Raw genomic sequence first — 25,901 nt, forward strand, 5'->3', positions numbered from 1 at the left:
AAATATATATATCCAGCCTGGATATGAATTTTCTGTAAAGTCCGGCGGTTTTTTTATGGTCAGAATACGCCTTTGCCGGATGCAGACTGTTTGAGTTCGGAGATGGTTTTTCGGAATACGGGATGAAGCAGGCCACCCGCTATTTCGCTCAGCGGAGTCATGACAAACGCTCGTTCCGTCATCAGCGGATGCGGAAGTACAAGTTCCGGAGAGTTAAAAACAATGTTGTCATACAGAAGCAGATCAATGTCTATCACCCGGTCGGAATAAACGCCCTTCACGGACTTTTTGCTGCGTCCCATCGCTTTTTCTATGTCTTGTGTGAGGTGCAGTACTTCCAGCGGGGGGAAAGCCGTTTCTACGCATGCCGCTGCGTTCAGAAAGCTGTTTTCCGAGTCGAATCCCCAGGGGGCGGTTTCATAAAAAGAAGAAAGGGAAACAACTTTCCCTATCTTCTCTTTTATTGCTTCTATGGCTCTGAGCATGTTTTGCTTTTTGTCGCCCAGATTGGTGCCTAATCCTAAATAAACTTTTGACACGTCACCGTCATTTATCGAGAATCAACATAGCGTCCCCATACGTGCCGAAGCGATAGTCTTCCTTGAGCGCCACATCGTAGGCATGCATGACAAGTTCGTATCCTCCGTATGCACATACCAGCATCAGCATGGTGGAAAGCGGCATGTGGAAGTTTGTAACCATGGCGTTAGCTACAGAGAATTCGTAAGGAGGGAAGATGAACTTGTTGGTCCACCCTTCGAACTCTTTCAGATGGCCGTCTGTGCCCACCGCCGTTTCGATGGTGCGCATGACGGTAGTTCCTACGGCACACACCTTGTTTCCCCGGTCTTTGGCCTCGTTGACAATCCGGCAGGCTTCGGCATTGACAAACATCTGCTCCGAATCCATCTTGTGTTTGGTAAGATCTTCCACATCGATGTCGCGGAAATTGCCGAGCCCGGCGTGCATGGTGATGAAGGCAAAATCTATTCCTTTGATTTCCATGCGCTTCATCAGCTCGCGGCTGAAATGGAGTCCGGCTGCAGGAACGGTTACTGCCCCTTCATTTCTGGCGAATATGGTCTGGAAACGTTCTTCGTCGAGCGGTTCTGCCGGACGGTGTATGAATGGAGGCAATGGCGGTTCTCCCAAGGCATAGAGTGCTTTCTTGAATTCGTCGTGCGGCCCGTCATAAAGGAAACGGAGCGTGCGTCCGCGCGAAGTGGTATTATCGATAACTTCGGCTACCATCGAGTCGTCGTCGCCGAAATAAAGCTTGTTTCCGATACGGATTTTCCGTGCGGGGTCTACCAGTACGTCCCACAAGCGGAGTTCTTCGTTCAGTTCGCGGAGCAGAAATACCTCGATTCTGGCTCCCGTCTTTTCCTTGTTTCCGTACAAACGTGCAGGAAATACTTTTGTGTCATTAAAGATAAAAGCATCCTTGTCATCAAAGTAGTTCAGAATATCCTTAAAAATGACATGTTCTATTTCGCCTGTTGACTTGTGTACAACCATCAGGCGCGATTCATCCCTGTACTTTGCCGGGTAAAGAGCGATTTTCTCTTCCGGCAGCTTGAATTTGAATTGTGACAGTTTCATCTTCTTCCTTTCTTTCCTTAATCGTTTATAACATCTATTTCTTGTTGGTTGAGCCATTGCTCGAAGTCGTCCACCTTCATGCAGTTTTCCAGCTTCACATCACCCACACGTGTGCGTATCAGTCCGGTCAGGTGCGCTCCGCTTTCAAGCGCTTCGCCGATGTCGCGCGCCAGTGCCCGTATGTAGGTTCCTTTGCTGCATACCACGCGTATCTTTATTTCGGGCAGGTTGCATTCCAGCAGTTCAATTTCGTCGATGACAAGAACTTTAGGTTTCAGTTCCACTTCATCACCTTTTCTTGCCAGGTCGTAGGCACGCTTCCCGTCGATCTTGCATGCTGAGAATGCCGGCGGAATCTGCTCGATTGTGCCGACAAATTTTTTCAGCGCTTCTTCCACCGCTTCTTTTGTGATGTGCTCTGTAGGGTATACAGCGTCTATTTCTTTCTCAAGATCAAACGACGGTGTGGTGGCACCTAGCTGAAGGGTGGCGATATATTCTTTGGTATGATGCTGAAACTCTTCGATGCGCTTCGTTGCTTTTCCGGTACAGATTATCATCACGCCGGTTGCCAGCGGGTCGAGCGTTCCTGCATGACCGACCTTTATCTTTTTTACTCCCAGCTTTCTGCTGATATGGTATCTTATTTTATTGACAACCGCGAACGATGTCCATCGGTACGGCTTGTCGAAATACAGCACTTCTCCTTCCTTGAAATTCATCAAACCAATTCTAAATTATAACCCATTAATATCATGGCAAGTATTATTCCTCCTACGATAATCCGGTACCATCCGAAAGCTTTGAATCCGTATCTGGTGACAAAGTTGATGAAGAATTTGATGGCCAGCATCGCCACGATGAAAGCTACTACGTTTCCTACTATCAGCGCAGTGAGATTGGAGGTTATGATTTCAATGCCTCCGTCCATGAAAAGTTTGGCCATTTTATATACGGTGGCCGCAAACATGGTAGGAACTGCCAGGAAGAATGAAAATTCTGCCGCGGCTTTCCGTGTGAGCTTCTGTGCCATACCTCCTACGATGGTGGCCATGGAGCGTGACACGCCCGGTATCATTGAGATACATTGGAAAAGTCCGATGATGAAGGCGCGCTTTTCGGTCATTTGGGTATTTTCTTTTCCGTTTCCGAATATTTTGTCGCAGAACAGCATGAATACGCCTCCCACGATCAGCATGACTGCTACTACCGTTACGCTTTCAAGCATTTCGTCGATGAAGTCGCTGAAAAGCAGACCAAGAACGGCCGCCGGAATGAAAGCTACCAGAAGTTTCCAGTAAAAGTCATACTTGTGGAGAAAACGTTGCAATGCGCCGCTTCCTTCGGGAACCGGTGTGTGGTTCAGCCGGAAAAAGCGTTTCCAGTAAAGCACTACAACCGACAGGATGGCACCGAACTGGATGATAAAGGTAAATGCCTTTACGAACTCGGTGCTTTTTACTCCCAGCATGTTCTGTGCTATAATCATGTGTCCGGTTGAAGATACCGGAAGAAACTCGGTCAGTCCCTCAACAATCGCAATGATGATTGTCTGCAATAAATTCAAATCCCCTTCCATCATTTATCTGTTTTATTCGTTGTGTCTATATTGTCTGTTGTTTTGTCCGACGGTTTGCGCAGGATTCCGTAGATCATCGAGATAAATCCGATGAAGCATACGGCTGGCGCTACTTTGATGCGGCGTGCACTGAATATGTCCGGCTGAAAAGTAGTTTCTGTTGATCCGGGACCTGACATCAGCAGAAAGCCGATGATAATGACAATCATCCCTGCCGCAAGCAGGATGAAGTTTGTCTTGTCGAAGGCAAATTTTTTTCTGTCCATATTGTTTCTTGTTTTTATTGTTTTCTTTTGGAGTGCGTCTTGAATTTATAAGTTGTAAAGGTCGCCCACCTTCATCCTGAGGTATTTGTTGATGGAAAAGTAGGCGCAGAGCGAAGTGATGGCGATTCCGAACACGAACACCGCACCCATAACGGTCAGCATTACCGCAGGGGTGATGATTTCCAGCAGTCCCCTTTCGTATTTCACCAGAAAATAAGCCATGCCTATCAGCAGCGCGTCAGCCATGGCCGAGGCCAAAACTCCTATCCATATGTGTCTTGTCATGAAAGGCCTGCGGATGAACGACCAGCTTGCTCCCACCAGTTTCATGGTATGGATGAGAAAACGTTTGGAATAAATGCCCAGTCGTATCGTATTGTTGATGAGCGCAAACGAGATGAAGGTCAGCAGCGCGGCCAGTCCGAGAAGAAAGAAACTGATTTTCTTGATGTTCCGGTTCACCGAATCCATCAGTTCTTCGGGATAGTTCACTTCCATCACCTTCTTGTTTGCAAGCAGTTCTTCCTGAATCCATTTCAGGCTGTCGGTGTTGGCATAAGCTGAGTTCAGCTTGATTTCGATGGATGCCGTGAACGGATTGTATCCCAGAAACTCGGCCGGGTCGGTTCCCATCGCTTCCGTCTGTTCCTTCAGAGCCTGCGCCTTGGATATGTATGTGGTCTGTTTGACGAAAGGCTTCTGTTCGAGTTTCTTCTGGAAGCTGATGATTTCCGGTTCTTTCATGTCGTCGCTGAGCACAACAGAGCAGGAAATGTTTTCGCGCACGTATACAGAAAGGTTGTTTGCGGTCATTACAAAGAAGACCACCATTCCGAGCAGCATCAGCACCAGCATCGTGCTGATGCATGAAGTGATGAACTGCATGTCGAAAAATGTTCCGTTTTTTCTGCTCATACTTATTTCTTTCTAAATACATAAATGATAGAGCTGCTGCGTTCTTTCGTTGCCAGCGAGCTGAACAATCCTTCTGTTCCGCTTGCCATTCCTTTCAGGAAAGGCAATGCACTTTTCTTGTATTTTTCACTCAGCATGGACACATAGAATGCGTCGAGCGGCATCGGGAGGAATTTGGTAAGAATAAAACCATGTTTGGCTCCGAATTGTTGCATAACGGCCGGAGAAAAATGCCATAAATGCCGCGGCACATCGTATGCTGCCCACATTTCTTTGTATTTTTTTGCGTCGAACGAGGTCGGGTTCGGAACAGCCACCACCAGTATGCCTCTGTCTTTCAGAATGCGGTTCAATGTTTCCCATGTTTCATTGAGGTGTTCCAGATGCTCCATGACGTGCCAGAGCGTAATGACGTCAAACGACTTGTCCTCTTTCTGCTCCAGCGTTTCGGGAGGATCTATGTCGAGGCCGAAATGTTCTTTGGCGAATGCCCGTGCCTGGGGGCTTTTCTCGATGGCTGAAACCCGCCAGCCTTTTTTCTTCATATAATGAGGGAAGTAGCCCGTGCCTGTGCCTATGTCGAGCAGGATTCCGCGGCTCAGCCCGCTGTGCCGCTTGATGAGGCGTGCCTTGCGTGCGAGCATAAAGCGGCGCACCCAGTGATAGATACGGTTTGTGAGGCCCTTGTTCGTGTCACTGTGTGAAATATAGTCGGGTGATTCGTAGTAGCGTCCGATTTCGTTTTCGGCAGGAAATGATTGCGTGAACAGAAAACCGCACTTCTTGCATCGCCAAATGTCGAATGATTCCCCCGTGGCATAATGATCTATGCACGTCATTTCCTTTTCAAAATGATTCTCTCCGCAGAGCGGACATTTGTCTATATTTCGTAGATTCACTTTAATCCCTAATTTCTTGCAAAGAAACAAATAAAATGAGCATGGGTCGTTTTTCTTTAAAAGTTTTTAAGAGATTCGGTGGTTTTCAGCAGGTTTTTATTATCTTCGCCCTCATTATTGAAACAGATATTGATATGATATGGGAAATAAAAAACTGACACGCTCGAACAACCGCATGATTGCGGGAGTTTGTGCAGGAATTGCGGATTACTTTAACTGGGACATAACGCTGGTGCGTATCGTATATGTGCTGCTTACTTTCTTCACGGTATTTTCCGGAGGCATTGTCTACCTCGTTTTGTGGCTGATCATGCCGGAGGCCCCTCGGAGCGTGGAGTAAGAAGTTGACCCGGGAAGTCTTCCGGCCTGGCCGCCCAAGTCGGTTGACTTGCCGGCACAAATTGAAAAGCTTCCCGGGTCAGAATTTTTGGTCATTCGGTTATCTCCACGCCTTTCAGTGTAGCCGAACTTGCTTCGGTAATGCGTACCTTCACGAAGTCGCCGATACGGTGTGTGCCGCGGTCGAATACAACAACCTTGTTTTGTTCGGTACGTCCGAAGAGCTGTTCTTTCGAGCGTTTCGACACTCCTTCGGCAAGCACTTCGAATGTCTTGCCTACATCTTTTGCGTTGCTTTCTGCCGAAAGTCTGTTCTGAAGTTCGATGAGTTCGTTCAGCCGGCGGATTTTCACATCCTCCGGAACATCGTCCGGCAGGTGTTTAGATGCGTATGTGCCCGGACGTTCAGAATATTTGAACATGAAAGCGGAGTCGTATGCACACTCGCGCATGAGCGAGAGCGACATCTGGTGGTCTTCTTCCGTTTCCGAGTGGAATCCGGAGAAGATGTCTGTGCTCAGACCGCAGTCGGGAATGATGCGCCGGATGGCTTCCACCCGTTCCAGATACCACTCACGGGTATATTTGCGGTTCATCAGTTTCAGAATGCGCGAGCTTCCGCTCTGTACGGGCAGGTGGATGTGTTTGCATACGTTAGGCATTTCTGCAATCACGCGGAGCGTTTCGTCGCTCATGTCTTTAGGATGCGAGGTGGTGAAGCGGATACGCATTCCGGGCACTGCCATGGCCACGGTTTGCAGCAGAGTAGGGAAGTCCACCGTTTTTCCGTCCTTCTCGAAATGATAGGAGTTTACGTTTTGTCCGAGCAGCGTCACTTCCTTGTAGCCTTTTCTTTCGAGATCATGAACTTCGTTCAGGATGCTTTCCACATCACGGCTCCGTTCGCGCCCCCTTGTATAAGGAACGATGCAGTAGTGGCAGAAGTTGTTGCATCCACGCATAATCGAAACGAAGCCCGAAATATGGTTCCCGCAGATGCGTGAAGGGATGACGTCGCGGTAGGTTTCGCTTGTCGACAGCTCTACGTTGATGGCTTTTTCTCCGTGTTCTACCGATGCGATAAGGTCGGGGAGAGTGAGATAAGCGTCGGGGCCGGCCACAAGATCTACATGATAGTTGTCGATCAGGTTGTTTTTCACGCGTTCGGCCATACATCCCAATACTCCCACAATCAGATTCTTGCGCTTTTTCCGGAGCGAATGGAAAAATTCCAGGCGGTTCAGAATTTTCTGTTCCGCGTTGTCCCGGATGGAGCAGGTGTTCAGAAATACGGCGTCGGCTTCATCAAGCGAATCGCATGGAGAATATCCCGCCATCTGCATGATGGAGGCAACTACCTCGCTGTCAGCCACATTCATCTGACATCCGTAAGTTTCGATAAACAGTTTCTTGTTTTCGTTTTCAGTCGCAGATTTAAAGTCTGTTCCTGTAGTTTCTTTTGTCATACTGTATTTATATTAAATGATTCGGCCGCAAAGATACCTGTTTCTTGGTTAACTTCCATGAAAACGGTAGGAGATAATGGATTTTATTCGTATCTTTGACCGGAACCTCATATGATTGGCCTTATGGATTTTATAACGATATTGGTATTCATGCTGGTCATGGCGGCTGTTTTTTATCAGCGTGTGACCGACAACATCCAGAAGAAAGCTGCGAAGAAAAAAACAGCCTCTCCGCATCAGACCTTTCAGCCTGTTCAGGAAAAGCCGTTTGTGCAGACCGAAGGGGAATATTCTGTACCATCATACATATCTGTGGAAGAAGGGCTGAAAAATACTTCTGTACGGAAAAAGAAAGAACGTAAGAAACGGAATGAAATGCCGGCGGAAAGAAAGGAGCAGGGCAAAGAGAAAGGCAACGAAATACATCCGTTGCCGTCCTTGAAAAATGCTTCCGAAGCGCGCCGCGCGTTTATCTATTCCGAAATATTCAATCGCAAATATGATTGAAGATCCCTTACCTGAATAACTTTGACTGATAACACTAAAAACACATTAATACCATGAATTTCAATTTTATTTCGGCGGTTGAGGCCGCCCATGTGATAAAGAACGGGGATATTGTCGGACTTAGCGGGTTTACTCCTGCGGGAAGTCCGAAAGCTGTGATGGCAGAGGTGGCGAAAATGGCGGAAGAAAAGCATGCGAAGGGCGAGGAGTTTCAGATAGGATTGATAACTGGAGCCTCGACGGGCGATTCGTGTGACGGGACGCTTACACGCGCCCATGCCCTTAAGTTTCGCGCTCCTTATACAACTAACGCAGATTTCCGCAAAGCGGTAAACAACGGAGAAATCAATTATACTGACATTCATCTTTCGCAAGTGGCTCAGCGTTTGCGCTCCGGCTTTCTGGGTCATGTGAACGTTGCGGTGATCGAGGCCTGCGAAATAACAGAAGACGGACGGGTATATCTGACCGCCGGTGTGGGCATCACGCCAACTATTGCGCGTTTGGCCGATAAGGTGATTATCGAACTGAACGCGGCTCATAGCAAGAAACTTATCGGCATTCACGACCTGTATGAAATGGAGCGTCCGCCTTACCGCCGTCCGATTCCCATCGTGCGTCCGAGCGACCGTATCGGTCTGCCTTATGTCCAGTTGGATTTGAGCAAGCTGGTAGGCATCGTTGAAACGAACATGCCTGACGAGGCGCGCGGATTTCATGAGCCGGATGCCGTTACTGAAAAGATTGGCCAAAACGTGGCCGAATTTCTGTCGGCAGACATGAAGAGAGGAATCATCCCTTCTACTTTCCTTCCTTTGCAGTCGGGAGTAGGAAATATAGCCAATGCCGTGCTGAGCGCATTGGGAAAAGACCAAAGCATTCCGCCTTTTGAAATGTATACGGAAGTGATTCAGAATTCTGTTATCAAGCTGATAAAAGAAGGCCGGGTGAAGTTCGGAAGCACCTGCTCGCTGAGTGTGACGAATGATTGTCTGGAAGATATCTACGATAATATGGACTTCTTCCGCCATAAGCTGGTTCTCCGCCCGTCCGAAATATCCAATTGTCCGGAAGTTGTACGCCGCATCGGTGTAATAACCATGAATACGGCTATTGAGGCCGATATTTATGGCAATGTCAACTCTACGCACATCTGCGGGACGAAAATGATGAACGGTATCGGAGGCTCGGGTGATTTCACACGCAGTGCCTACATATCTATTTTTTCTTGTCCTTCAACGGCGAAAGGCGGGTGTATCAGCTCGATTGTTCCGATGGTTTCTCATCTTGACCATAGCGAGCACTCGGTCAATGTGATCATAACTGAACAGGGTGTGGCTGATTTGCGCGGAAAGAGTCCGATGGAACGTGCAAAATCCATTATTGAGAATTGTGCGCATCCCGACTACAAGCAGTTGCTTTGGGATTACCTGAAGATTTCTACCAAAGGACAGACTTGCCATTGCCTGTCGGCTGCATTGGGAATGCATCAGGTGTTCCTGAAGAAAGGGGATATGCGTCTGACCGACTGGGCTGACTTCCCTGCATGATTTTTTGTTTGAACGCAGAAAGGCAAAGAATCCCGGATGCCCGTCTTTCTGCGTTCAAACAGTTTTCAGTTCTCTTTAAATGCTTCCATGATGGCTGTAGGACGGCCGTTTTCTGTAAAGGCTCCCAATACATACGGAGTAGGCTTGCATTCGGGTTCCCAATAGAATACGCCCTTGCAATGTCCGTCCGTGTTGTTTTTTGCCTCCCGGATAATCCGGCTCAGTATTTCTTTTCCTTCTTCCGGTTTGGCTGATTCCATTCCGGTTTCCACTATCATTACGTCACATCCATATTTTCGGCTCACTTTGCGGATATTGTCCATGCACCGGACAATTGCTTCATCGGCCGACTTTACATGTTTGTACATGATCGACCAGTATGGATAAAGCGACATGCCGATCATATCCCATTTTCCTCCGTTGGCCTTCAGACCGTCGAAGATGTAATTGTACAGATCGTTGTTGAAGCCGTTGTCCAGATGGACAATGGCAATGACATCAGGAAAAACAGACTTGGCGGCATCGTATCCGGCTGTAGTCAGTCCTGCATATTGTGCCATCTGTTTGCTTGCACGTCCCATTTCCCAAAGAAACCCGTCGCTGGTTTCGTTTCCTATCTGCACCCATTTGGGAGTGATGCCATTGTCTTTCAATAATTGCAGCACTTCTTTCGTATGAGAGGCGAGCGCTTTCTTCATGTCTTCGTATGAAAGTCCTTTCCATGCTTCGGGTACATTCTGTTTGGCAGGGTCGGCCCACCAGTCGCTGTAATGAAAGTCGACCATCAGATCCATTCCGTTTGCCTTGGCGCGTTTGGCCAGAACAAGCATGTCTTCTTTGCTGCTCCATCCGTCTTTGGGATTTACCCATACGCGCAGACGGATGGCATTCAATCCCAGTTCTTTCATCAATGCTGTACATTCGCGTTCTTCTCCCTTTGAATTATAGAAACGATGTCCTTCTGATTCAAGTTGTGTAGTCCAGCTTATGTCAGCTCCTTTATAGAAAGTGTCCTCCACAATTTTCCCTGAAGAAGAGGAGGTCGTTGCGGTTGCTTGCGGGTATTCTGTCTTTATTTGGATCTGCCCGGCTTTAATGCCTTTGGCGGTAGCCTGTAGTTCCATTATACCGGCTTCCTCTTCGGCCTGTACGATGATTGTCAGCATCCCGTTGAATGCGTGCATTTGCGGGAGATGGAAAAGGTCGAGGCAAGCCGGATCACCATTGGCAGAAGCCCGGTATTTTCCCTTGCCTTTTACCTTGAAACTAACCAGCCTTCCGTCGGTAGGGCAGAGATTGCCGTTCTTGTCCACAATCCGCAATGTGACATATGCCAGATCTTTTCCGTCGGCTTTCAAAGTACTCCGGCTGCTTGTCAGTTCGATGTGATGAGGTTTTCCGGCCGTGCGGACTATTTTTTCGGCTACAGCCTTTCCTTTATCGTCGTAAGCCACCACTTTTACTTCTCCCGGAGTATAGGGTACGTTCATCCACATCAGGCGGTACCGGCGTTGCAGCCAGAGTGAATCTTTTCCCTGCAAAGCCTTGCTTTCCTCACGGGTGAGTTTGTGCTGTTTGCCGTAGCTTTTTCCATTGACGAAGAGTTCAGCTTCAGGATAGCTGGTGTATACAAATACAGGCGTATTTTCTCCTTCTCTTCCATGCCAGTTCCAGTGAGGCAAGACATGCAGGGTGGGCGATTCTTTATTCCAAAGACTGCGGTAAAGATAGTAGCGGTCTTTGGGCAGACTTGCCAAATCGATGATTCCGAAAAGTGAACTGTGGCTGGGCCAGGCATCGGTATCATAGGGAGAAGGCTCGCCCAGATAGTCGAATCCTGTCCATACAAATTGGCCGATGGTCCAGGGATAGTCGTCTGCCAAGGCGAGGTCTTCATCCGGGACATTGCTCCATGAACAATGTTCCAGGTCGTATCCCGTTGACTGGTGGTCGTCGTATATGGCTGTATGTTGTTTGATAACCGGAAATTTGTATACGCCCCGTGAACTGACCGTTGAGGAAGTTTCGGATCCCAGCACCAGATTTTGGGGCAGACGGTTATAGGCTTCCTGATAGCGGTGTGCACGGTAATTGAATCCGGGGATATCTATCATGGCAGCAAATCCATTGTCAAGCACACAGCTCACCTGATCCATTCCGCAAGTGACAGGGCGTGTGGGATCTTCCCGATGACAGATGTCCTGCAAGAATTTGGCTACTTTGTAGCCTTCCGGACTGCATTGGGTGGGCACTTCGTTTCCGATGCTCCACATTACTACACACGGGTTGTTGCGGTAATGATGCAACATGTTGATCATGTCTTTTTCCGCCCATTCGTTGAAATAGCGGTGATAGCCATTCTCGCATTTGGCGATGTCCCATTCATCAAAAGGTTCAATCATCATCATGAATCCCATTTCGTCGCAAAGCTCAACCAGTTCGGGGGCAGGCATGTTGTGAGATGTGCGGATAGCGTCGCATCCCATATCCTTCAGCATGACAAGCTGGTGGCGCAAGGCAGAAACATTGATTGCCGCTCCCAGCGGACCCAAGTCGTGGTGATTGCATACCCCTTGAAACTTGCGGTGCTTTCCGTTGAGGTAGAATCCCTTGTCGGCAATAAATTCGATGGAGCGGATTCCGAAACGGGTGGCATAGCTGTCGAGCAATGTTTCTCCTTTATAGATTTTTGAAACAGCACGATAAAGTGCAGGTGATTCGGGCGACCAGAGTTTCGGCTTTTCTACAATGAAATTCTGTGTGAAAGGTTGTCCGTGGTTGATATACCCTTTATTTTTCTTGGTGGCAACCGTTTTTCCTTCAGGAGAAATGATGTCCGTTATAACCGTCAGCTCCATGCCTTCCGCGTTTTCGATGGAAGTTTTCAGGCAAACCGAGGCGTAGTCTTCTGCAACATGAGGAGTTGTAAGCTGCGTTCCCCATACCGGCACATGGATTTTCCCGGTTGTTATAACGTGTACATTGCGGTAAAGTCCGGCTCCCGGGTACCAGCGTGATGATTGCGGACGGTTCTCCAGTCGGACAGCAAGCACGTTGTCTTTTCCATTCCCGTTGAGCAGAGAAGTGACATTGCAATGGAATGAGTTGTATCCCAACGGCCAGAAACAAGCCTCTTTTCCGTTTACATAGACACGCGCCTCACTCATGGCTCCGTCGAACACCAATGTGGTCTGTTTCCCTGGTTCTGAATTGAACGTTGTGCGATACCATCCCACGCCTACATACGGCAGTCCTCCCGTGCGTCCGGTTTTGACAGAAGCCTGCGTTTCGAAGTTTTGTGTTACGGCTACGTTCTGCAAGTCGTTGTTCCTGTCGAAAGGGCCGTAGATGGCCCAATCGTGAGGAACAGTAACTTCTTCCCATTTATCATCGTTGAATCCAACGGTCTGCGCGTTCTCTATATCTCCTTTCGTGAATTTCCAGCCTTTTTCCAAAGTCTGTTCCGAGCGCTGTGCGAATGTTGTACAGACGCATCCCAGAAAAAAAGCTGTCGCAAGCAGAAGTTTTTTGTGCTTCATGGTTTTAAAGTTTGAGTTGGTATAAAATTACGGAGAAACGTTCAGTTTTTCAATCCCTTTTAAATGCGTTCAATGAAGCCATCGGACGTCCGTCATCATCAAACATTCCTTTGTGATAGCTTTTCCAGCCTCCATAGCATTGGGGTTCCCATGCGAATACGCCCAGACAACCTTCTACTTGTTTTGCTTTGGTGATGAAGTCTGTGTAGAATGCTTCGGCTTCTTCGTAGTTCCATGGAATGCCGATTTCGCACATCATGACTTTTGTGCTGTATTTTTCGATGAGCGCTTTCATGTTGGCGATACAGGCATCGTTCTGTTGCATCCAGGTGTTTCCGTTTTCATCAATGGGATTCCACTCCGTCAGGCCGTTTGTATCGCTTGGGTCTTCGCCCGGATAGAGCGACATGCCGATGATATCCCATTTGGCATTTGCTGCTTTCAAGGCATCAAACAGCCCGTTGTAATATTGTGGCCGGTTGCCTTTGTCAATATGGATGATAACCTGTGCATCGGGGTATACTGTCTTTACCGCATCATACCCCGCATTGATGAGTTGGGCGAAGCTGGCGGCATTGCTATAATCATAATCCGTAAATCCGTCGTTCCAAAGCATTCCGTAACGGGTTTCATTGCCTACCTGTACCCATTCTACATCAATGTTCTGGGCTTTCAGTGCAGACAGGACATCTGTTGTATGGTCTGCTACAGCCTGTTTCAGTTCGGTAAGCGAATAGTTTCCCCATGCCACCGGTTTCTTTTGGTCACCCGGATCCGCCCATTCGTCGCTGTAATGGAAGTCAATCATCAGGCGGTAGCCTAACTGACTTGCTCTCCACGCCTTTACCAGTACGTCCTGTTTGTTGCACCATCCGTCGGTTGGATTTACCCACACGCGCAGGCGGACGGAATTCATGCCAAGTTCGCGGAGCAGTTCCATGCATTCGCGTTCCACTCCCGTAGAGTCGTAGAATCTGCGTCCGCTGGCTTCCATCTCGGTAAGCCAGCTTACGTCAGCTCCGCGTGCGAAGCCTGTCATGTCATAACCTCCCGTCGGGTCCGTGTTTTCCGGCTGTTCCGGGAAGGTCGGGTTATCATCATCGTTGCAAGAAACGGTTGTCAAGCCGCAAAGGAGGATGAAACTCATCCACCAGGTTTTTATCTTTTTCATAATGTAATTCTGTTTTTAGTTGTTTTCAGTATAACTCCATGTCATAGTGGTGAGATTGACTGTAATGGTAAGATTCGGTGTTACTCCCCATTCGTATCCGTAGATCCAAAGCGGACTTCCGAAACTGTTTGCTTCGAGCGATGTGCCATTCTGATTGGTTTCGCTCCATGTCGTTCCGTAGAGTGTTCCGTCTTCGCCAACGAACACAAAGTCAAAATCATAATAGCTGTTGAACGTGCCTGTAAAGATATTTTCTGAAGTTTCTTCTAGTTCAATGACCAAGTCACTTATTGTCCATGTATCTCTGTTGAATTTGTACATTGACATGTTGCCTGTGCCGGTTCCAACCGGTTCGTATCTCCATGTCATTTCGCTTAGGTTCACTGTGATGGAAACGGCTCCAGATCCGTCAAACCAGATATTCCATTTGTCATCGGCAGAAGAAAGTTTCGAGTTGTCGGTCGGATCGCATCCGTACCATACCCCGTTCGTTCTGTCCACTATGTTGATTTCACTGCGATATTCGCCGGAATATGTTCCGGTATAAATACCATTCGCACTATCAGTAAGACGAAGAGTTGTCATGAAGGTTTCGCTTCCATCATTAGAATAACATACAACATCCAAGGTTTCCGGATATGTCACAGGGATCTCTGCTCCACCTGCTTCAACCGTCACTGTCCAGTTTGTCGGGTCGGACAGATTCAGACGAATTGTACATTCTCCTGCCTGAGGAACTTCCACGTTGATGCTTCCTGCCGTTTCTGCAAGCGACAAACTTTCACCGTTCATAGCGAAAGCAATAGATGTTGATTGTCCTGAATCTGTTCCGGTAGTAGCATTGAACAGTTCCCCTTGTCCGGAAATAGTTATTGTCCGGCTTTCAGCTCCATCTGCTGTGAAGGTTGCCAGCCATTCATTGCTGCTTTCATTCAACGTCATGGCTACGTCCTCACCCGCAAGGCCGCTGACCGTGAGCGAAGAAACATGAAGCGCACTCCATTCTTCATCTTGTGTGTTGACTGTTACATAGTAACATCCGCTTGCATTGGGGTACCACATATTCCATTGGGTAGATTCATTTGAAAGAACGAAGGGCTTTCCATCTTCACCGATGTTTCCCCAAACCATTCCGTTTCCTTCGCGCATATAGAAGTTCTCCCAAGCATTAGCCACAATAAATCCTGAGTAAATGCCGTCTGCATTTGCCGAATAAAGAGTTTCGCCAGTAGCATTTTTGCTTGCGTCCAATATGATTCCTGTATTCATATCCATTTCATACGGAGTGACATTCACTTTCACCACATTGCTGTATGCAGAAGGTATATTGGTTCCCGTTGCACTTCCCAAACGGAAATAGATGGCATTCGACTGGCCGATTGTTGCACCTACCGTATTTGCGATTGTATTCAATTCTGCTCCTGTAAAGGCGTGTGACAAGGAAGTGGTTTCTGTTTCAGACACAGTACCGGAAAAATCTTCCGACAAAGACGCTTCAAGGCTGGCTACTACTTTGGCAGCCGTTCCTACATTTTCATCGCTGATTACGATTGTTTGGTCTGTCCATGCGAACGAGAGAACGATTTGCTGCGCAACGTCTGCGTTTAATGTCACATCGGTTGTGGATGCGATCAGTTCGTTGCCGCTCAAACTCTGCAAATAGATCTTGTCGCCGTCCTCCTCACACGATGTAAAGGAGAGCAAAGTTGCGATTACGGCAAACAGGTATTTTATCGTTTTCATTGTAACTTTGATTTATACGGTTAATAATTTTCGTTATACAGATTCGGATTTGCCGTAAGTTCAGTCGACGGGATGGGGTAGATGTTGAATTTGCTGTCCACTGAAGTCCCGCTTGACGAGCCTCCTTTCCATTCCCAAAGCTTGTCGGCTGTAGTGAATCGGTTGAAGCGTATCAGGTCTGTACGGCGTGTGCTTTCCCAATAAAGCTCGCGGCAACGCTCATCAAGATAGAAGTCGGTATTAAGGTCGGCTTCTGTCACGTTCTCGCTGGTGTTGCCGAACGCACGTTCACGCAATTCGTTCACATATCCCATTGCTGTTGTGGCGTTTCCTCCTTGTCCGCCTCTGGCAACGGCTTCACCATACATTAAATATACGTCTGCCAGACGGAAGAGCGGATAATCAGTGTTTGCACCGTTTTCTGCCGTATTTGATGCGGATTGGCCGTCATCGGTCAAATTGGTCCATTTCGTTACCAGCCATCCGGTTGACTGGTCGTCCATGGCCGTTACTTCCTGCGTCTGTCCTTCCTTGAAAAACATGCCTCTTCGGTCGTCGGGGTCAAACACCTCTGATGCCGTCTGACGGATTCTCATGTTTCCCCAGCCGTTGGCAGCACCATAGTCAGCCGGCTGCTGTGCGGTAGAAGTATTGCTGATTGCTCCGCACACCATATAAGTTCCCGCTCCCCATGAAACCGTAGTTGTAGCGTCAATCGGGAGTGTGAAGATGATTTCGTTGGTGCGCAAGTGATTGTCTGCATTGAAAAGCTTGCTGTAGTCTGTTTCCAGCGAGTATCCTTGAGCTATGGCATTGTTGCAGGCCGTGATGCATTCCGTGTATTTGGCTTCGTTGATATACACTTCTGCATTCAGATACATCTTTGCCAGCAAGGTATAGGCAGCACCTTTCGATGCACGTCCGTAGGGGCAGTCGGCTCTGTCGAGCAACAAATTCGAACCTTCAGTGAGGTCGGTAAGTTCATCCTCAATGAAGTCGAAGATCTGCTGCGCCGTATAGCGTGGAGGAATATAGCTTCCCACCGGATCATTTTCCGTAACGAAAGGAATGTTGCGGAAGAAGTCCATTGCGTGATAATAGAACAGAGCGCGGAGGAAACGGGCTTCCGCACGGTATTGGCGGATTGTGTTCTGATCTTCCGCGCTGAACGAAGCGATGCTTTCTTCCGTAGCGTTGCGCAGGAATTCATTGCAAAGCGCGATGTTGTAATAGATGCGGTAATACATGTCCGACACCCATGAGTCGTTTGCATCCCACGAAAGGTTGTTGATGTCAGTCAGGTTCTCGCCGCTCAGCCACGTATAAGCCACTTCGTCGGTGCAGACTTCCTGCAGGTTGAAGAAGCAGCGCGAATAGTCCTGGCCGTTATTGGTAGACAAGTCTGCACTTCCGTTTTTTTCTTGTCCGTTGGTCACCATGGACGTATAAATTTTCGCCAATACCTGGAAATAGCTTTCCGGAGTGTGGTAGATGCTTTCGGAGGTGGTTTCCGTATGCGGATACTGGTTCAAGTCGTCCACGCAAGAAGGAGTCAGTACCGCTGTGCAGCAGATCAGTGCTGTGTATAATATCCTTTTCATTTTAGTATCGTTTGCTATTGTTGATATTTGACCGTTGACAGCTAACAGCCAGCTGTCAGCAGCCGGTTATCAATTGTTGATTATCGGTTAGTTTAAAAATTGAGTCCCAGATTCAATGAATAAGTCCTTGGGCGCGGATAGAACGAGTTGTCCATTCCGTTGGGCACTTCCGGGTCTACGCCGCTGTATTTGGTAATGCAGAACACATTCTGGATCATTGCGCTGACATTAAGGCTGCATCCTTTGAATATTTCTCCGAAGTTATATCCCAAAGTCAGGTTGTCCATTTTCAGGAACGAAGCGTTTTCTACATAATAGTCCGACAAATACTGGCGTGTCTGGAATCCCGTTTCAAGATAACTTGTCGAGAGGTTGTTCAGCTGGTAGCTGTTGTAGCTCATTGTTTCAAACGCTCCCGTGTTCATAGCCATGCCGTTGTATACGTAGTTGCCGATATTGGCGCGGAAGCTCATGCCCAGATTCCACTGTTTCCAGCGGAGCGAAGTGCTGAGTCCCATGATATAGTCGGGAGCCGGCGAATGGTAGCGGTATAAGTCGTCCGAATTAATCGTGCCGTCATTGTTGAGGTCGGCATACGCGCCTTCAATTGGCTTTCCGGTTTTTTCGTCATAGAGCTGCTTGTAGACGTAGAACATGTAAGGTTCGTAACCTTCGGTTAATGTCTGGAACTGGTAGCCGTCGATAGAAGGTCCTACCGGTGTATTGGTTGCTTCGCCGCCCTGTACAAGCGAGAGGTTCTTTACTTTCATTTTCTGCCAGGTCATGTTGAAGCTGATGTCCCAGGTCAGGTCATCGGTCTGTATGGGAGTAGCGTTCAAGGAGAATTCGATACCTTGGCTGTCCACATTTCCCACGTTGGTGGTAATGGTTTTGTTGAAGGTAGATCCTGCGGCCGCGGGAACTGTGGCGATCAGATCTTTTGTCTGGCGGGTATAATAATCGAAGCTACCGGTCAGACGGTCATCCAGAAATCCGAAATCAAATCCGACATTCCATGAAGTAGTCGTTTCCCATTTCAAGTCTGAAACGTATGCTTCCGGACGGTAAGTGTAGACAGGTGTTCCGCCTACTATTCCCTGCGCTCCGTCCTGGCTCAGCGTATAGAGCGGAAGATAGTTGTAGTTCCCGATTCCGTCTTGCTGTCCGGTGACACCGTAGCTGGCACGGAGTTTCAGGTTGCTCAGAACTTTCTGGTCTTTCATGAACTCCTCTTCGGTCAATCTCCATCCCAGGGCGACAGAGGGGAAAGTACCCCAACGTTGGTCGGGTGCGAAACGGGAAGTGGCATCACGGCGCACGGTAGCGGTCAGCATATAGCGCGAGCCGTATGAATAGTTGATACGTCCGTAGTACGAAAGCAGGACATGACGGTAATCTGTAGCTCTGTAAGCGGTCTGAACATCTCCTGCCGCGTTCATGGATGCCGTGGCAGGAGAGCTTGACTTCCAGTATTGGTAATCGTAACCTGCCGTAATGTCGAAGCTGCTGTTTATCGAGTCGAAGAACTTGTTGTAGTTGGCATAGAGGGTCAGCAGCCGGTTGATGTTTTTCTGCGGCCCGTAAGGATAATAATATCCGCCCGTTGTGTAATATTGTGCGGCTTCCGGACTGACGTATTCAGAGCCTTTTCCTTCGGCATAGTCGTAGCCCAGTGTGGCGTGAAGCTTCAGTTCGGGAAGAAAATGCACCCGGTAGTCAATATCGAAGTTCCCGATAAAGCGCACTACCTTGCTGTGTGCGTCGCGCTGTTCCAGCAGTCCGACCGGGTTCACCAGCGCACCGTTTACCGGATTTCCGTCGCTTCCTATCGCTTCGTTGAACCCTCCGAAGGCATTATTGCCCGAATAGACGGGGATGGTGGGGTTCATGGTGGCTCCTCCCCAAATGGCTGAAGTGTTGGCAAACTGGTTTTTGTTGAGCGCTCCCTTTGCGTTGAGTGTCAGTTTCAGGTGGTCATCGAAGAACGAGGGCGAGAGCGAAACGCTTCCCGTGAAACGTTCTGCGTTGTCGGTTTTCAGCAGACCGTCCTGGTTGTAGTAGCCGATGGAAACTCGGATGGGCCAGTTGGGAGCGATGCGTCCCGAAAGGCTCAGGTTGTTGTCGGTTCCGTATGCGTTGTGATAAATCTGGTCGTTCCAGTCGGTGCGTGCTGTTCCGAGTAGAGCTTGCTGGGCTGCAGAACCTTGTGTGTTGACTACGTTGATAAACTGGTCGTAGTCGAGCATGTCGGCCAGTTTGGTTCTTGTCTGAATGGAATGGGTCGTGCTGAGCGAAATCTTCAGCTTGTCGGAATTTCCTTTCTTGGTAGTGATGATGATGACACCGTTCGACGCGCGCGATCCGTAGATGGCGGTTGATGAAGCATCCTTCAGGATGGTCATGCTTTCGATGTCATTCGGGTTGATGAGGCTGAGGAAGTTTCCGTCGTTGCCGCTGATTCCCCCTTGTTCCAGGGGAACTCCGTCAAGCACGATGAGCGGGTCGTTGCTGGCATTAAGCGAAGCTCCGCCACGTACGCGGATGGTGCTTCCTGATGTAGGAGAACCGCTGTTCGACATAATCTGTACGCCTGAAATTTTTCCGTTGATAAGCTGTTCGGGCGAACTGACAAGTCCTGTATTGAAGTCTTCGCTCGATACGTTGGTTACGGCACCGGTGAGGTCGCTTTTCCGTTGCGTTCCGTAGCCAATAACCACAACGTCGCTCAGCACCTGGCTGTCGGGCTGCAGCTGCACGTTCAATACGTTGCCTTTGATGGCAATTGTTTGCGAGGCATAGCCGATATAAGAGAACTGCAGTTCTTTCGCTCCGTCGGGTACGGTGAGCGAATAATTTCCGTCGAAGTCCGTAATGGTTCCTACGGCTGTTCCTGCTACAAGTACGTTTACGCCGATAAGCGGCTCGTTGGTGTCATCGGTTACTTTGCCTGTAATCGTTCTGCCTCCCGACTGGGCGAAGGCGGCTGACACGCAGACCTGCCAGAGGATGCAGAAAAGCAGGAGCATCTTGGCTTTGGTCACGGTTAAAAGGTTTGTTTTCATAAAGCGGTAATTAGATTAAATTTTGGTTTAATGTTTTCCATCAGAATTTCAGGTCCTTGAAACTCAATTACAAAAGTAGAGAATGGAAATATGGAACAACGACAAATATTGGACATATCAAGACAATTTTTGGACAAAAGCCTGTGGAGGGTGTCCGAAAGGCTTTTCGGGCTTGTGCAGCCTGGTCTGATTTGTGTGCAGGGAAGGTTCAAGCGCTTCGGATTGCCTTGCGGAAACCCGGCAAGAAAAATAGCGAAGCATTCGGGAGATACATTGTCTTCAGTCTAGAGATATGCATCTCCTGTCTGAGGATATGTATCTTTAGTCTGAAGATTTATATCTCCAGTCTGAAGATAAAGATTGGTTTGCGGTGCCCGGCTTTTGCCTTCCTGTGTCTGCTATGTTAAAAATAGAGTAAGGCTGCATTTATTCCGATAATAAATTCTATCTTTGCAGGCGAAATAAAAAAGTGGAAAGATTTGAGTAGCTTGCAACCACGGAAAAAAATGCTAAAACACAGACTTGTTTCCCCGATGATTACTTTCCTACTCTGTCCGTACACGGATAAACAAACAATCATTTTTTTAATTTATTCAGTAAAATGGGATACTTATTCACATCCGAATCGGTGTCTGAAGGACACCCCGACAAAGTGGCCGATCAAATATCGGACGCTGTGCTTGACAAACTGCTGGCGTATGACCCCAGTTCGAAAGTAGCTTGCGAAACTCTGGTGACTACCGGACAGGTGGTACTGGCGGGAGAAGTGAAAACCAAGGCGTATATCGATTTGCAGCGTGTGGCGCGCGAAGTGATCAATAGAATCGGATATACCAAGAGTGACTACATGTTTGAAGGAAATTCGTGCGGCGTGCTTTCTGCCATCCACGAGCAAAGCCCCGACATCAACCGAGGCGTGGAACGCGAAGACCCGATGAATCAGGGAGCCGGCGACCAGGGCATGATGTTTGGCTATGCCACCAACGAAACGGAAAACTACATGCCGCTTTCGCTCGATCTTGCGCACAAGCTGCTGATGGTGCTGGCTGAAATCCGCCGCGAAGGAAAGTATATGACTTATCTCCGTCCGGACTCGAAGAGCCAGGTTACCATCGAATACGATGATGACCGCCGTCCGGTGCGCATCGATACCATTGTGGTTTCTACTCAGCACGATGAATTTATCCGTCCTGCCGACGAATCTGCAGAAGCGCAGCTGAAGGCAGACGAGGAGATGCTTGAACAGATCCGCAAGGATGTGATCGAAGTGCTGATGCCTCGCGTGGTAGCTGAGATCCATAATCCGGAAGTGTTGAAGCTCTTTAACGACAAAATCAAATATTATGTCAACCCGACCGGAAAATTCGTTATCGGCGGCCCGCACGGAGATACGGGTCTTACGGGACGTAAAATCATCGTAGACACATACGGGGGTGCCGGCGCGCACGGCGGAGGAGCTTTCTCGGGGAAAGACCCCAGCAAGGTTGACCGCAGCGCGGCATACGCGGCGCGTCATATCGCGAAGAATCTGGTGGCCGCCGGTGTAGCCGACGAAGTGCTTGTGCAGGTTTCATACGCTATCGGCGTGGCACGGCCCATCAATATCTTTGTAAATACTTACGGCCGCAGCCATGTGTCTATGAGCGACGGAGAGATAGCAAAGAAGGTGGACGAACTGTTTGACATGCGTCCGCGTGCCATTGAAGAGCGTCTGAAATTGCGCTATCCGATTTATAGCGAAACCGCGGCTTACGGACATATGGGACGTGAACCGAAAATGGTGACCAAGCATTTTGAATCGGCTTACGAAGGCAACAAGGATATCGAAGTGGAGCTCTTCACCTGGGAAAAGCTTGATTATGTGGACAAAGTGAAGGAAGCATTCGGACTGAAATAAGAAAGGGCTCCCCAAAGGATGTGTCAAAACGGAAAATGACAGTCAAAAATCAAGGTCATTCTGGCATAGCGGAGAATCTCGTGTAAATCATTTGTCTTTTCGAGATCCTTCACTGCATTCAGAATGACGAAATGAAGGCTGGTTTTCGTTTTGACACAGCCTCTTGAATAAATGGTCATAATCTTCCTCTAGGAGGGGATTGGTTAGACTTTAAACCACAATTCCTATGAATGAAATCAAGAACGTATGCGTTTATTGCGCTTCGAGCACGCAGGTTGCGCCTGTCTATTTCGATGCCGCTTCCAGACTGGGGGAGATTCTTGCTTCTCAAGGCATCAACCTGATTAACGGGGCGGGATGCCAGGGGCTGATGCGCAGCGTGTCAGACGCGGTGTTGGCCGGAGGGGGAACCGTGACGGGAGTTATTCCCCGGTTCATGGTAGAACGCGGATGGCACCACAGCGGGCTTACCCGGCTTGTACAGACAGAAACCATGCACGAGCGCAAGCGGCTGATGATTGACATGGCCGACGGCATCATAGCCTTGCCGGGCGGATGCGGTACGCTGGAGGAACTGCTTGAGGCAATTACATGGAAACAGCTCGGGCTGCACCCGAAGCCTATCGTTGTGCTCAACACCAATCGTTTTTACGACCCCTTGCTTGAACTTCTGAGGCAGGCCGCTGATCAGAAATTCATGCGCGAGCAGCACATGAATCTTTGGCAGATGGCTTATACTCCCGAAGAAGCGGTAGATTTATTGTATACAATACCTTATTGGAGCAAAGAAATTTGTAAATTTGCGGCAATATGAATGAATATTGCCATACAGGTTTTTCACAGGTCAGGGTGCTTTATCAGCAGCATAAGGCAGAAACAGACAGCGCGTTGGTCCGGAGCATGGAAGCGAAGGACGCTTCGGGGATGCAGGGCGAGCCTTTGCCCTATTCGCTTTATGCCGACTGGTCTGTAACCTGTGTGATATTCTGCTGCTTCTTTTTGATCTTTTATGCCATAAGGAACGGAAAGAAATACCTGTACCAGCACTTTAAGGGCTTTTTCAAGCAGAAAGACCGCGCCAGTCTGTTTGATGATGATTCCGGCTACAATTTCAGATATGCGCTGGCTTTGTCGGCTTCATGCTGTGTGCTGTATGGCCTGTTCCTTTACGGTTATTTCACGGAAACCGCTCCTTCCCTCCTGCATGTCATGCCTCATATTCTTCTGCTGGGCATTTATATAGCCAGCGTTCTTTTGCTTGTCTGCATCAAGTGGGGGGCTTATCTTTTTGTCAACTGGGTCTTCTTCGAAAAAGAGCAGAACGCGCGCTGGATAACCTCTTATTTCGACCTTTTGGGGGGCTGCGGACTCATGCTTTTCCCGGTTTCTCTGCTGGCTGTTTATTTCGGTCTGTCTGCCGGATTTTCGTGCGGCATAGTTCTTTTTATATTAATTTGTGGCAAAATATTGTTATTTTATAAGTGCATTAGGAACTTTTTCAGCCGATTTCATGGCATTTTACATTTAATTCTGTACTTTTGTGCCCTCGAAATAGGACCTCTTCTTTTTCTTTGGAAAGGATTGGCGTATATAAACAACTTATTAATTCTAAATTTTTAGAACATTGAAGATAAAGAAAGTACTGGTTTCTCAGCCTAAACCGACGTCAGAAAAGTCACCGTATTATGACATCGCTGAGAAGTACGGAGTGAAGATAGATTTTCGCCCGTTCATAAAGGTAGAGAGTTTGTCGGCTAAAGAATTTAGACAACAGAAGATTTCTATTTTGGACCACACAGCTGTTGTGTTTACTTCACGTCATGCAATAGACCATTTCTTTAGTCTTTGTACAGAGTTGCGTGTGACCATTCCTGAAACGATGAAATATTTCTGTACGTCAGAAACAATTGCACTTTATATCCAGAAGTATGTGCAGTATCGCAAGCGCAAGGTGTTTTTCGGGTCTACAGGCAAGTTTGCCGACCTGGTTCCGCTGATGGTGAAGCACGGTGGAGAGAAATACCTGATTCCGATGTCCGACGTACATAATGATGAGGTGAAGAACCTGCTCGACAAAAATAAAATCCAGCATACAGAAGCGGTGATGTACCGGACTGTCAGCAACGACTTCACTCCGGAAGAGGAATTCAACTATGACATGCTGATTTTTTTCAGCCCGGCGGGAATCCAGTCGCTCATGAAGAACTTTCCGAACTTCGAGCAGAAGGATATCGCTATCGGCAGTTTCGGACCGACAACGGCGAAGGCTGTGAAAGATGCAGGCTTGCGTCTGGATCTGGAAGCTCCGACAAGCGCCGCTCCTTCCATGCCTGCCGCATTGGATATGTTTATCCGCGAGCATAACAAATAAATAAAAGAATAGCATTTTCGCCGCAGAGGCTGCAGAGGCGCACAGAGCTTTCATCTTTCTGTGAAACTCTGCGGCCTCTGTGGTGTATTGACAAGATATGAAAACATATGCGTTGCCAAAGAAAGAACGGCTGAACAGCCGGATACTTATCGAAAAGCTCTTTTCCGGAGGGAGCAGATCGCTTCCTGCCTTTCCGCTGCGTATTGTATACATGCAGGTGGAAGGGGAGAATCTTCCTGCGGCAAGTATTATGGTAAGTGTGCCTAAAAAGCGGTTTAAACGAGCTGTCAAGCGCAACAGGGTGAAAAGGCAAATACGTGAGGCTTATCGTATGCATAAGGATATCCTTCTTGACGCGCTGGAAGCGGCAGGACGCAAAGTTGCCGTCGCCTTTATCTGGCTCGACAACGAACTGCATGATTCGTCCGAAGTGGAAGCTAAGGTGAAAAAACTGTTGCAACTTGTAGCGGAACGCATTTCATGATCCGGAAATTCTTTATTTTTCTGCTTCTGCTTCCCATTTATTTTTACAGGAACTGCATTTCTCCGTTTACGCCTCCTTCCTGCCGTTTCACTCCGACCTGCTCGCAATATGCTGTTGAGGCGATAAAGAAGCACGGGCCTGTCAAAGGTTTGTATCTGGCCATACGCCGCATTCTGCGCTGTCATCCGTGGGGCGGTTCGGGATATGACCCCGTTCCATAACTTTTTCTTTTCCCCGATTATGTTGCTTGATGTCCATACCCATCATTTGCCGCCCTTGCCCGAAACGGCGCTATGGAGCTGCTGCATGCAGGACAGGGATCTGCCGGCGTTTGAGCAGGCCCGGTGGATTTCGCCGGGAATTCATCCGTGGTATCTTTCTTCCGGTACGCTTGACAGGCAGGCAGAATGGCTGGAGTCGCTTCTTGCCGGCGATGCGCGTGTGCTTGCGGTGGGCGAATCGGGCCTTGACCGGCTGTGCGGCACTCCTTTTGATGTTCAGCAGGAAGCGTTCAGGATATCTGTTTCCCTTTCCGAGCGTTACCGGATTCCGCTTGTTATCCATGCGGTGAAGAGTTTCAATGAACTTGTTGCGTGTAAAAAAGAAGCGAATCCTTCCCAGCCCTGGATCATTCATGGATTCCGCGGGAAAAAGGAGCTGGCCGCAAGTCTGCTCCGTCACGGTTTTTATCTGTCGGTGGGGGATAAGTTCAATGCCGAAGCGGTGAAGATTGTTCCTTCGGGACGTTTGCTGGCGGAAACAGACGATAAAGGCTGCAATATCTCAGAGGTAGTGCGTAAATTGGCTGAAGTGCGGGGCGAAACATGTCAGGCATTGTGCACAGTCCTCAGCCTCAATGCTGCGCATCTCTTTTTTAAGCGATAAAAATTGGTTATTCAGATAAAGTGTC

The 25,901-nt window shown here is 48.4% G+C and carries 23 protein-coding genes and 1 pseudogene; 10 read left to right on the forward strand and 14 right to left on the reverse strand.

The annotated features are described in order from the left end of the window. Positions 1-59: 59 nt before the first annotated feature. Genes folK through NW212_RS03455 form a run of 7 tightly spaced genes read right to left on the reverse strand, consistent with a single transcriptional unit; the run spans position 60 to position 5,201 of the window. Positions 60-539: a 2-amino-4-hydroxy-6-hydroxymethyldihydropteridine diphosphokinase gene (gene folK, locus NW212_RS03425; RefSeq protein WP_258337244.1), complete on the reverse strand. Its 480-nt coding sequence runs from the start codon at positions 537-539 to the stop codon at positions 60-62. Between the two features lie 7 nt (positions 540-546). Next, entirely contained in the window at positions 547-1,602 is a 1,056-nt protein-coding gene (queA, locus tag NW212_RS03430) for a tRNA preQ1(34) S-adenosylmethionine ribosyltransferase-isomerase QueA (RefSeq protein ID WP_258337245.1), read from the reverse strand. Between the two features lie 17 nt (positions 1,603-1,619). Continuing rightward, positions 1,620-2,324: a tRNA pseudouridine(55) synthase TruB gene (truB, locus tag NW212_RS03435; protein WP_258337246.1), complete on the reverse strand. Its 705-nt coding sequence runs from the start codon at positions 2,322-2,324 to the stop codon at positions 1,620-1,622. Further along, entirely contained in the window at positions 2,324-3,184 is an 861-nt protein-coding gene (locus NW212_RS03440) for an undecaprenyl-diphosphate phosphatase (RefSeq protein WP_258337247.1), read from the reverse strand. The genes truB and NW212_RS03440 overlap by 1 nt, the downstream gene beginning before the upstream one ends. Beyond that, a complete protein-coding gene (locus tag NW212_RS03445) occupies positions 3,181-3,447 on the reverse strand; it encodes a DUF3098 domain-containing protein (protein WP_258337248.1) in 267 nt (88 codons plus the stop codon). The genes NW212_RS03440 and NW212_RS03445 overlap by 4 nt, the downstream gene beginning before the upstream one ends. 45 nt (positions 3,448-3,492) lie before the next feature. Beyond that, positions 3,493-4,362, reverse strand: a complete 870-nt coding sequence (locus NW212_RS03450; protein WP_258337249.1) for an ABC transporter permease — start codon at positions 4,360-4,362, stop codon at positions 3,493-3,495. A 2-nt stretch (positions 4,363-4,364) separates the two neighbouring features. Then, positions 4,365-5,201, reverse strand: a complete 837-nt coding sequence (locus tag NW212_RS03455) for a bifunctional 2-polyprenyl-6-hydroxyphenol methylase/3-demethylubiquinol 3-O-methyltransferase UbiG (RefSeq protein WP_258337250.1) — start codon at positions 5,199-5,201, stop codon at positions 4,365-4,367. Between the two features lie 199 nt (positions 5,202-5,400). On the opposite strand from NW212_RS03455, the gene NW212_RS03460 reads away from it, so the two are divergent. Then, positions 5,401-5,601 carry a PspC domain-containing protein gene (locus tag NW212_RS03460; RefSeq protein WP_258337251.1) on the forward strand — a complete coding sequence of 67 codons (201 nt, stop codon included), beginning with the start codon at positions 5,401-5,403 and terminating at the stop codon, positions 5,599-5,601. A 91-nt stretch (positions 5,602-5,692) separates the two neighbouring features. Here NW212_RS03460 and miaB read toward each other — a convergent pair whose 3' ends face one another. Continuing rightward, complete coding sequence (gene miaB / locus NW212_RS03465) at positions 5,693-7,066, reverse strand: tRNA (N6-isopentenyl adenosine(37)-C2)-methylthiotransferase MiaB (protein WP_258337252.1); 1,374 nt, start codon at positions 7,064-7,066, stop codon at positions 5,693-5,695. Positions 7,067-7,189: 123 nt separating this feature from the next. Here miaB and NW212_RS03470 point away from each other — a divergent pair, with 123 nt between their 5' ends. Beyond that, positions 7,190-7,573: a hypothetical protein gene (locus NW212_RS03470; protein ID WP_258337253.1), complete on the forward strand. Its 384-nt coding sequence runs from the start codon at positions 7,190-7,192 to the stop codon at positions 7,571-7,573. Between the two features lie 53 nt (positions 7,574-7,626). Next, a complete protein-coding gene (locus tag NW212_RS03475) occupies positions 7,627-9,123 on the forward strand; it encodes an acetyl-CoA hydrolase/transferase family protein (RefSeq protein WP_258337254.1) in 1,497 nt (498 codons plus the stop codon). Between the two features lie 65 nt (positions 9,124-9,188). Here the strand turns inward: NW212_RS03475 and NW212_RS03480 are convergent, their stop codons facing one another. The 6 genes and pseudogenes from NW212_RS03480 to NW212_RS03505 all read right to left on the reverse strand — a co-directional run bounded on the left by NW212_RS03480 (position 9,189) and on the right by NW212_RS03505 (position 20,203). Then, positions 9,189-10,142: an arabinogalactan endo-1,4-beta-galactosidase gene (locus NW212_RS03480; RefSeq protein ID WP_258337372.1), complete on the reverse strand. Its 954-nt coding sequence runs from the start codon at positions 10,140-10,142 to the stop codon at positions 9,189-9,191. 45 nt (positions 10,143-10,187) lie between these two features. Continuing rightward, positions 10,188-12,662, reverse strand: a pseudogene (locus NW212_RS03485) (glycoside hydrolase family 2 TIM barrel-domain containing protein); the annotation flags it as partial. 49 nt (positions 12,663-12,711) lie between these two features. Beyond that, entirely contained in the window at positions 12,712-13,833 is a 1,122-nt protein-coding gene (locus NW212_RS03490; RefSeq protein ID WP_258337255.1) for an arabinogalactan endo-1,4-beta-galactosidase, read from the reverse strand. Positions 13,834-13,848: 15 nt separating this feature from the next. Then, positions 13,849-15,576, reverse strand: coding sequence for a DUF5114 domain-containing protein (locus NW212_RS03495; RefSeq protein ID WP_258337256.1), 1,728 nt, complete (start codon positions 15,574-15,576; stop codon positions 13,849-13,851). Positions 15,577-15,596: 20 nt separating this feature from the next. Beyond that, positions 15,597-17,177, reverse strand: a complete 1,581-nt coding sequence (locus NW212_RS03500; protein ID WP_258337257.1) for a RagB/SusD family nutrient uptake outer membrane protein — start codon at positions 17,175-17,177, stop codon at positions 15,597-15,599. Between the two features lie 92 nt (positions 17,178-17,269). Next, complete coding sequence (locus NW212_RS03505; RefSeq protein WP_375337944.1) at positions 17,270-20,203, reverse strand: SusC/RagA family TonB-linked outer membrane protein; 2,934 nt, start codon at positions 20,201-20,203, stop codon at positions 17,270-17,272. 637 nt (positions 20,204-20,840) lie between these two features. Between NW212_RS03505 and metK the strand changes: the two genes are divergently transcribed. From metK to NW212_RS03540, 7 genes are all read left to right on the forward strand, one after another. Continuing rightward, positions 20,841-22,136 (forward strand): methionine adenosyltransferase, encoded by a 1,296-nt coding sequence (gene metK, locus NW212_RS03510; protein ID WP_258337259.1) that lies wholly within the window; start codon positions 20,841-20,843, stop codon positions 22,134-22,136. A 226-nt stretch (positions 22,137-22,362) separates the two neighbouring features. Then, positions 22,363-22,950: a TIGR00730 family Rossman fold protein gene (locus NW212_RS03515; RefSeq protein WP_258337260.1), complete on the forward strand. Its 588-nt coding sequence runs from the start codon at positions 22,363-22,365 to the stop codon at positions 22,948-22,950. Next, the gene (locus tag NW212_RS03520) at positions 22,947-23,756 is read left to right on the forward strand and encodes a DUF4271 domain-containing protein (protein WP_258337261.1); all 810 of its coding nucleotides are present in this window, start codon (positions 22,947-22,949) and stop codon (positions 23,754-23,756) included. The genes NW212_RS03515 and NW212_RS03520 overlap by 4 nt, the downstream gene beginning before the upstream one ends. Before the next feature lie 4 nt (positions 23,757-23,760). After that, the gene (locus tag NW212_RS03525) at positions 23,761-24,507 is read left to right on the forward strand and encodes a uroporphyrinogen-III synthase (RefSeq protein WP_258337262.1); all 747 of its coding nucleotides are present in this window, start codon (positions 23,761-23,763) and stop codon (positions 24,505-24,507) included. A 97-nt stretch (positions 24,508-24,604) separates the two neighbouring features. Continuing rightward, entirely contained in the window at positions 24,605-24,991 is a 387-nt protein-coding gene (locus NW212_RS03530; protein WP_258337263.1) for a ribonuclease P protein component, read from the forward strand. Continuing rightward, positions 24,988-25,212, forward strand: a complete 225-nt coding sequence (yidD, locus tag NW212_RS03535) for a membrane protein insertion efficiency factor YidD (protein WP_375337941.1) — start codon at positions 24,988-24,990, stop codon at positions 25,210-25,212. Before NW212_RS03530 ends, yidD begins: the two co-directional genes overlap by 4 nt. Positions 25,213-25,231: 19 nt before the next feature. Further along, positions 25,232-25,876 carry a TatD family hydrolase gene (locus NW212_RS03540; RefSeq protein ID WP_258337264.1) on the forward strand — a complete coding sequence of 215 codons (645 nt, stop codon included), beginning with the start codon at positions 25,232-25,234 and terminating at the stop codon, positions 25,874-25,876. The last annotated feature ends 25 nt before the right edge of the window (positions 25,877-25,901 follow it).

This window comes from Bacteroides sp. ET225, assembly GCF_024733745.1.
Classification (GTDB): domain Bacteria; phylum Bacteroidota; class Bacteroidia; order Bacteroidales; family Bacteroidaceae; genus Phocaeicola; species Phocaeicola excrementipullorum.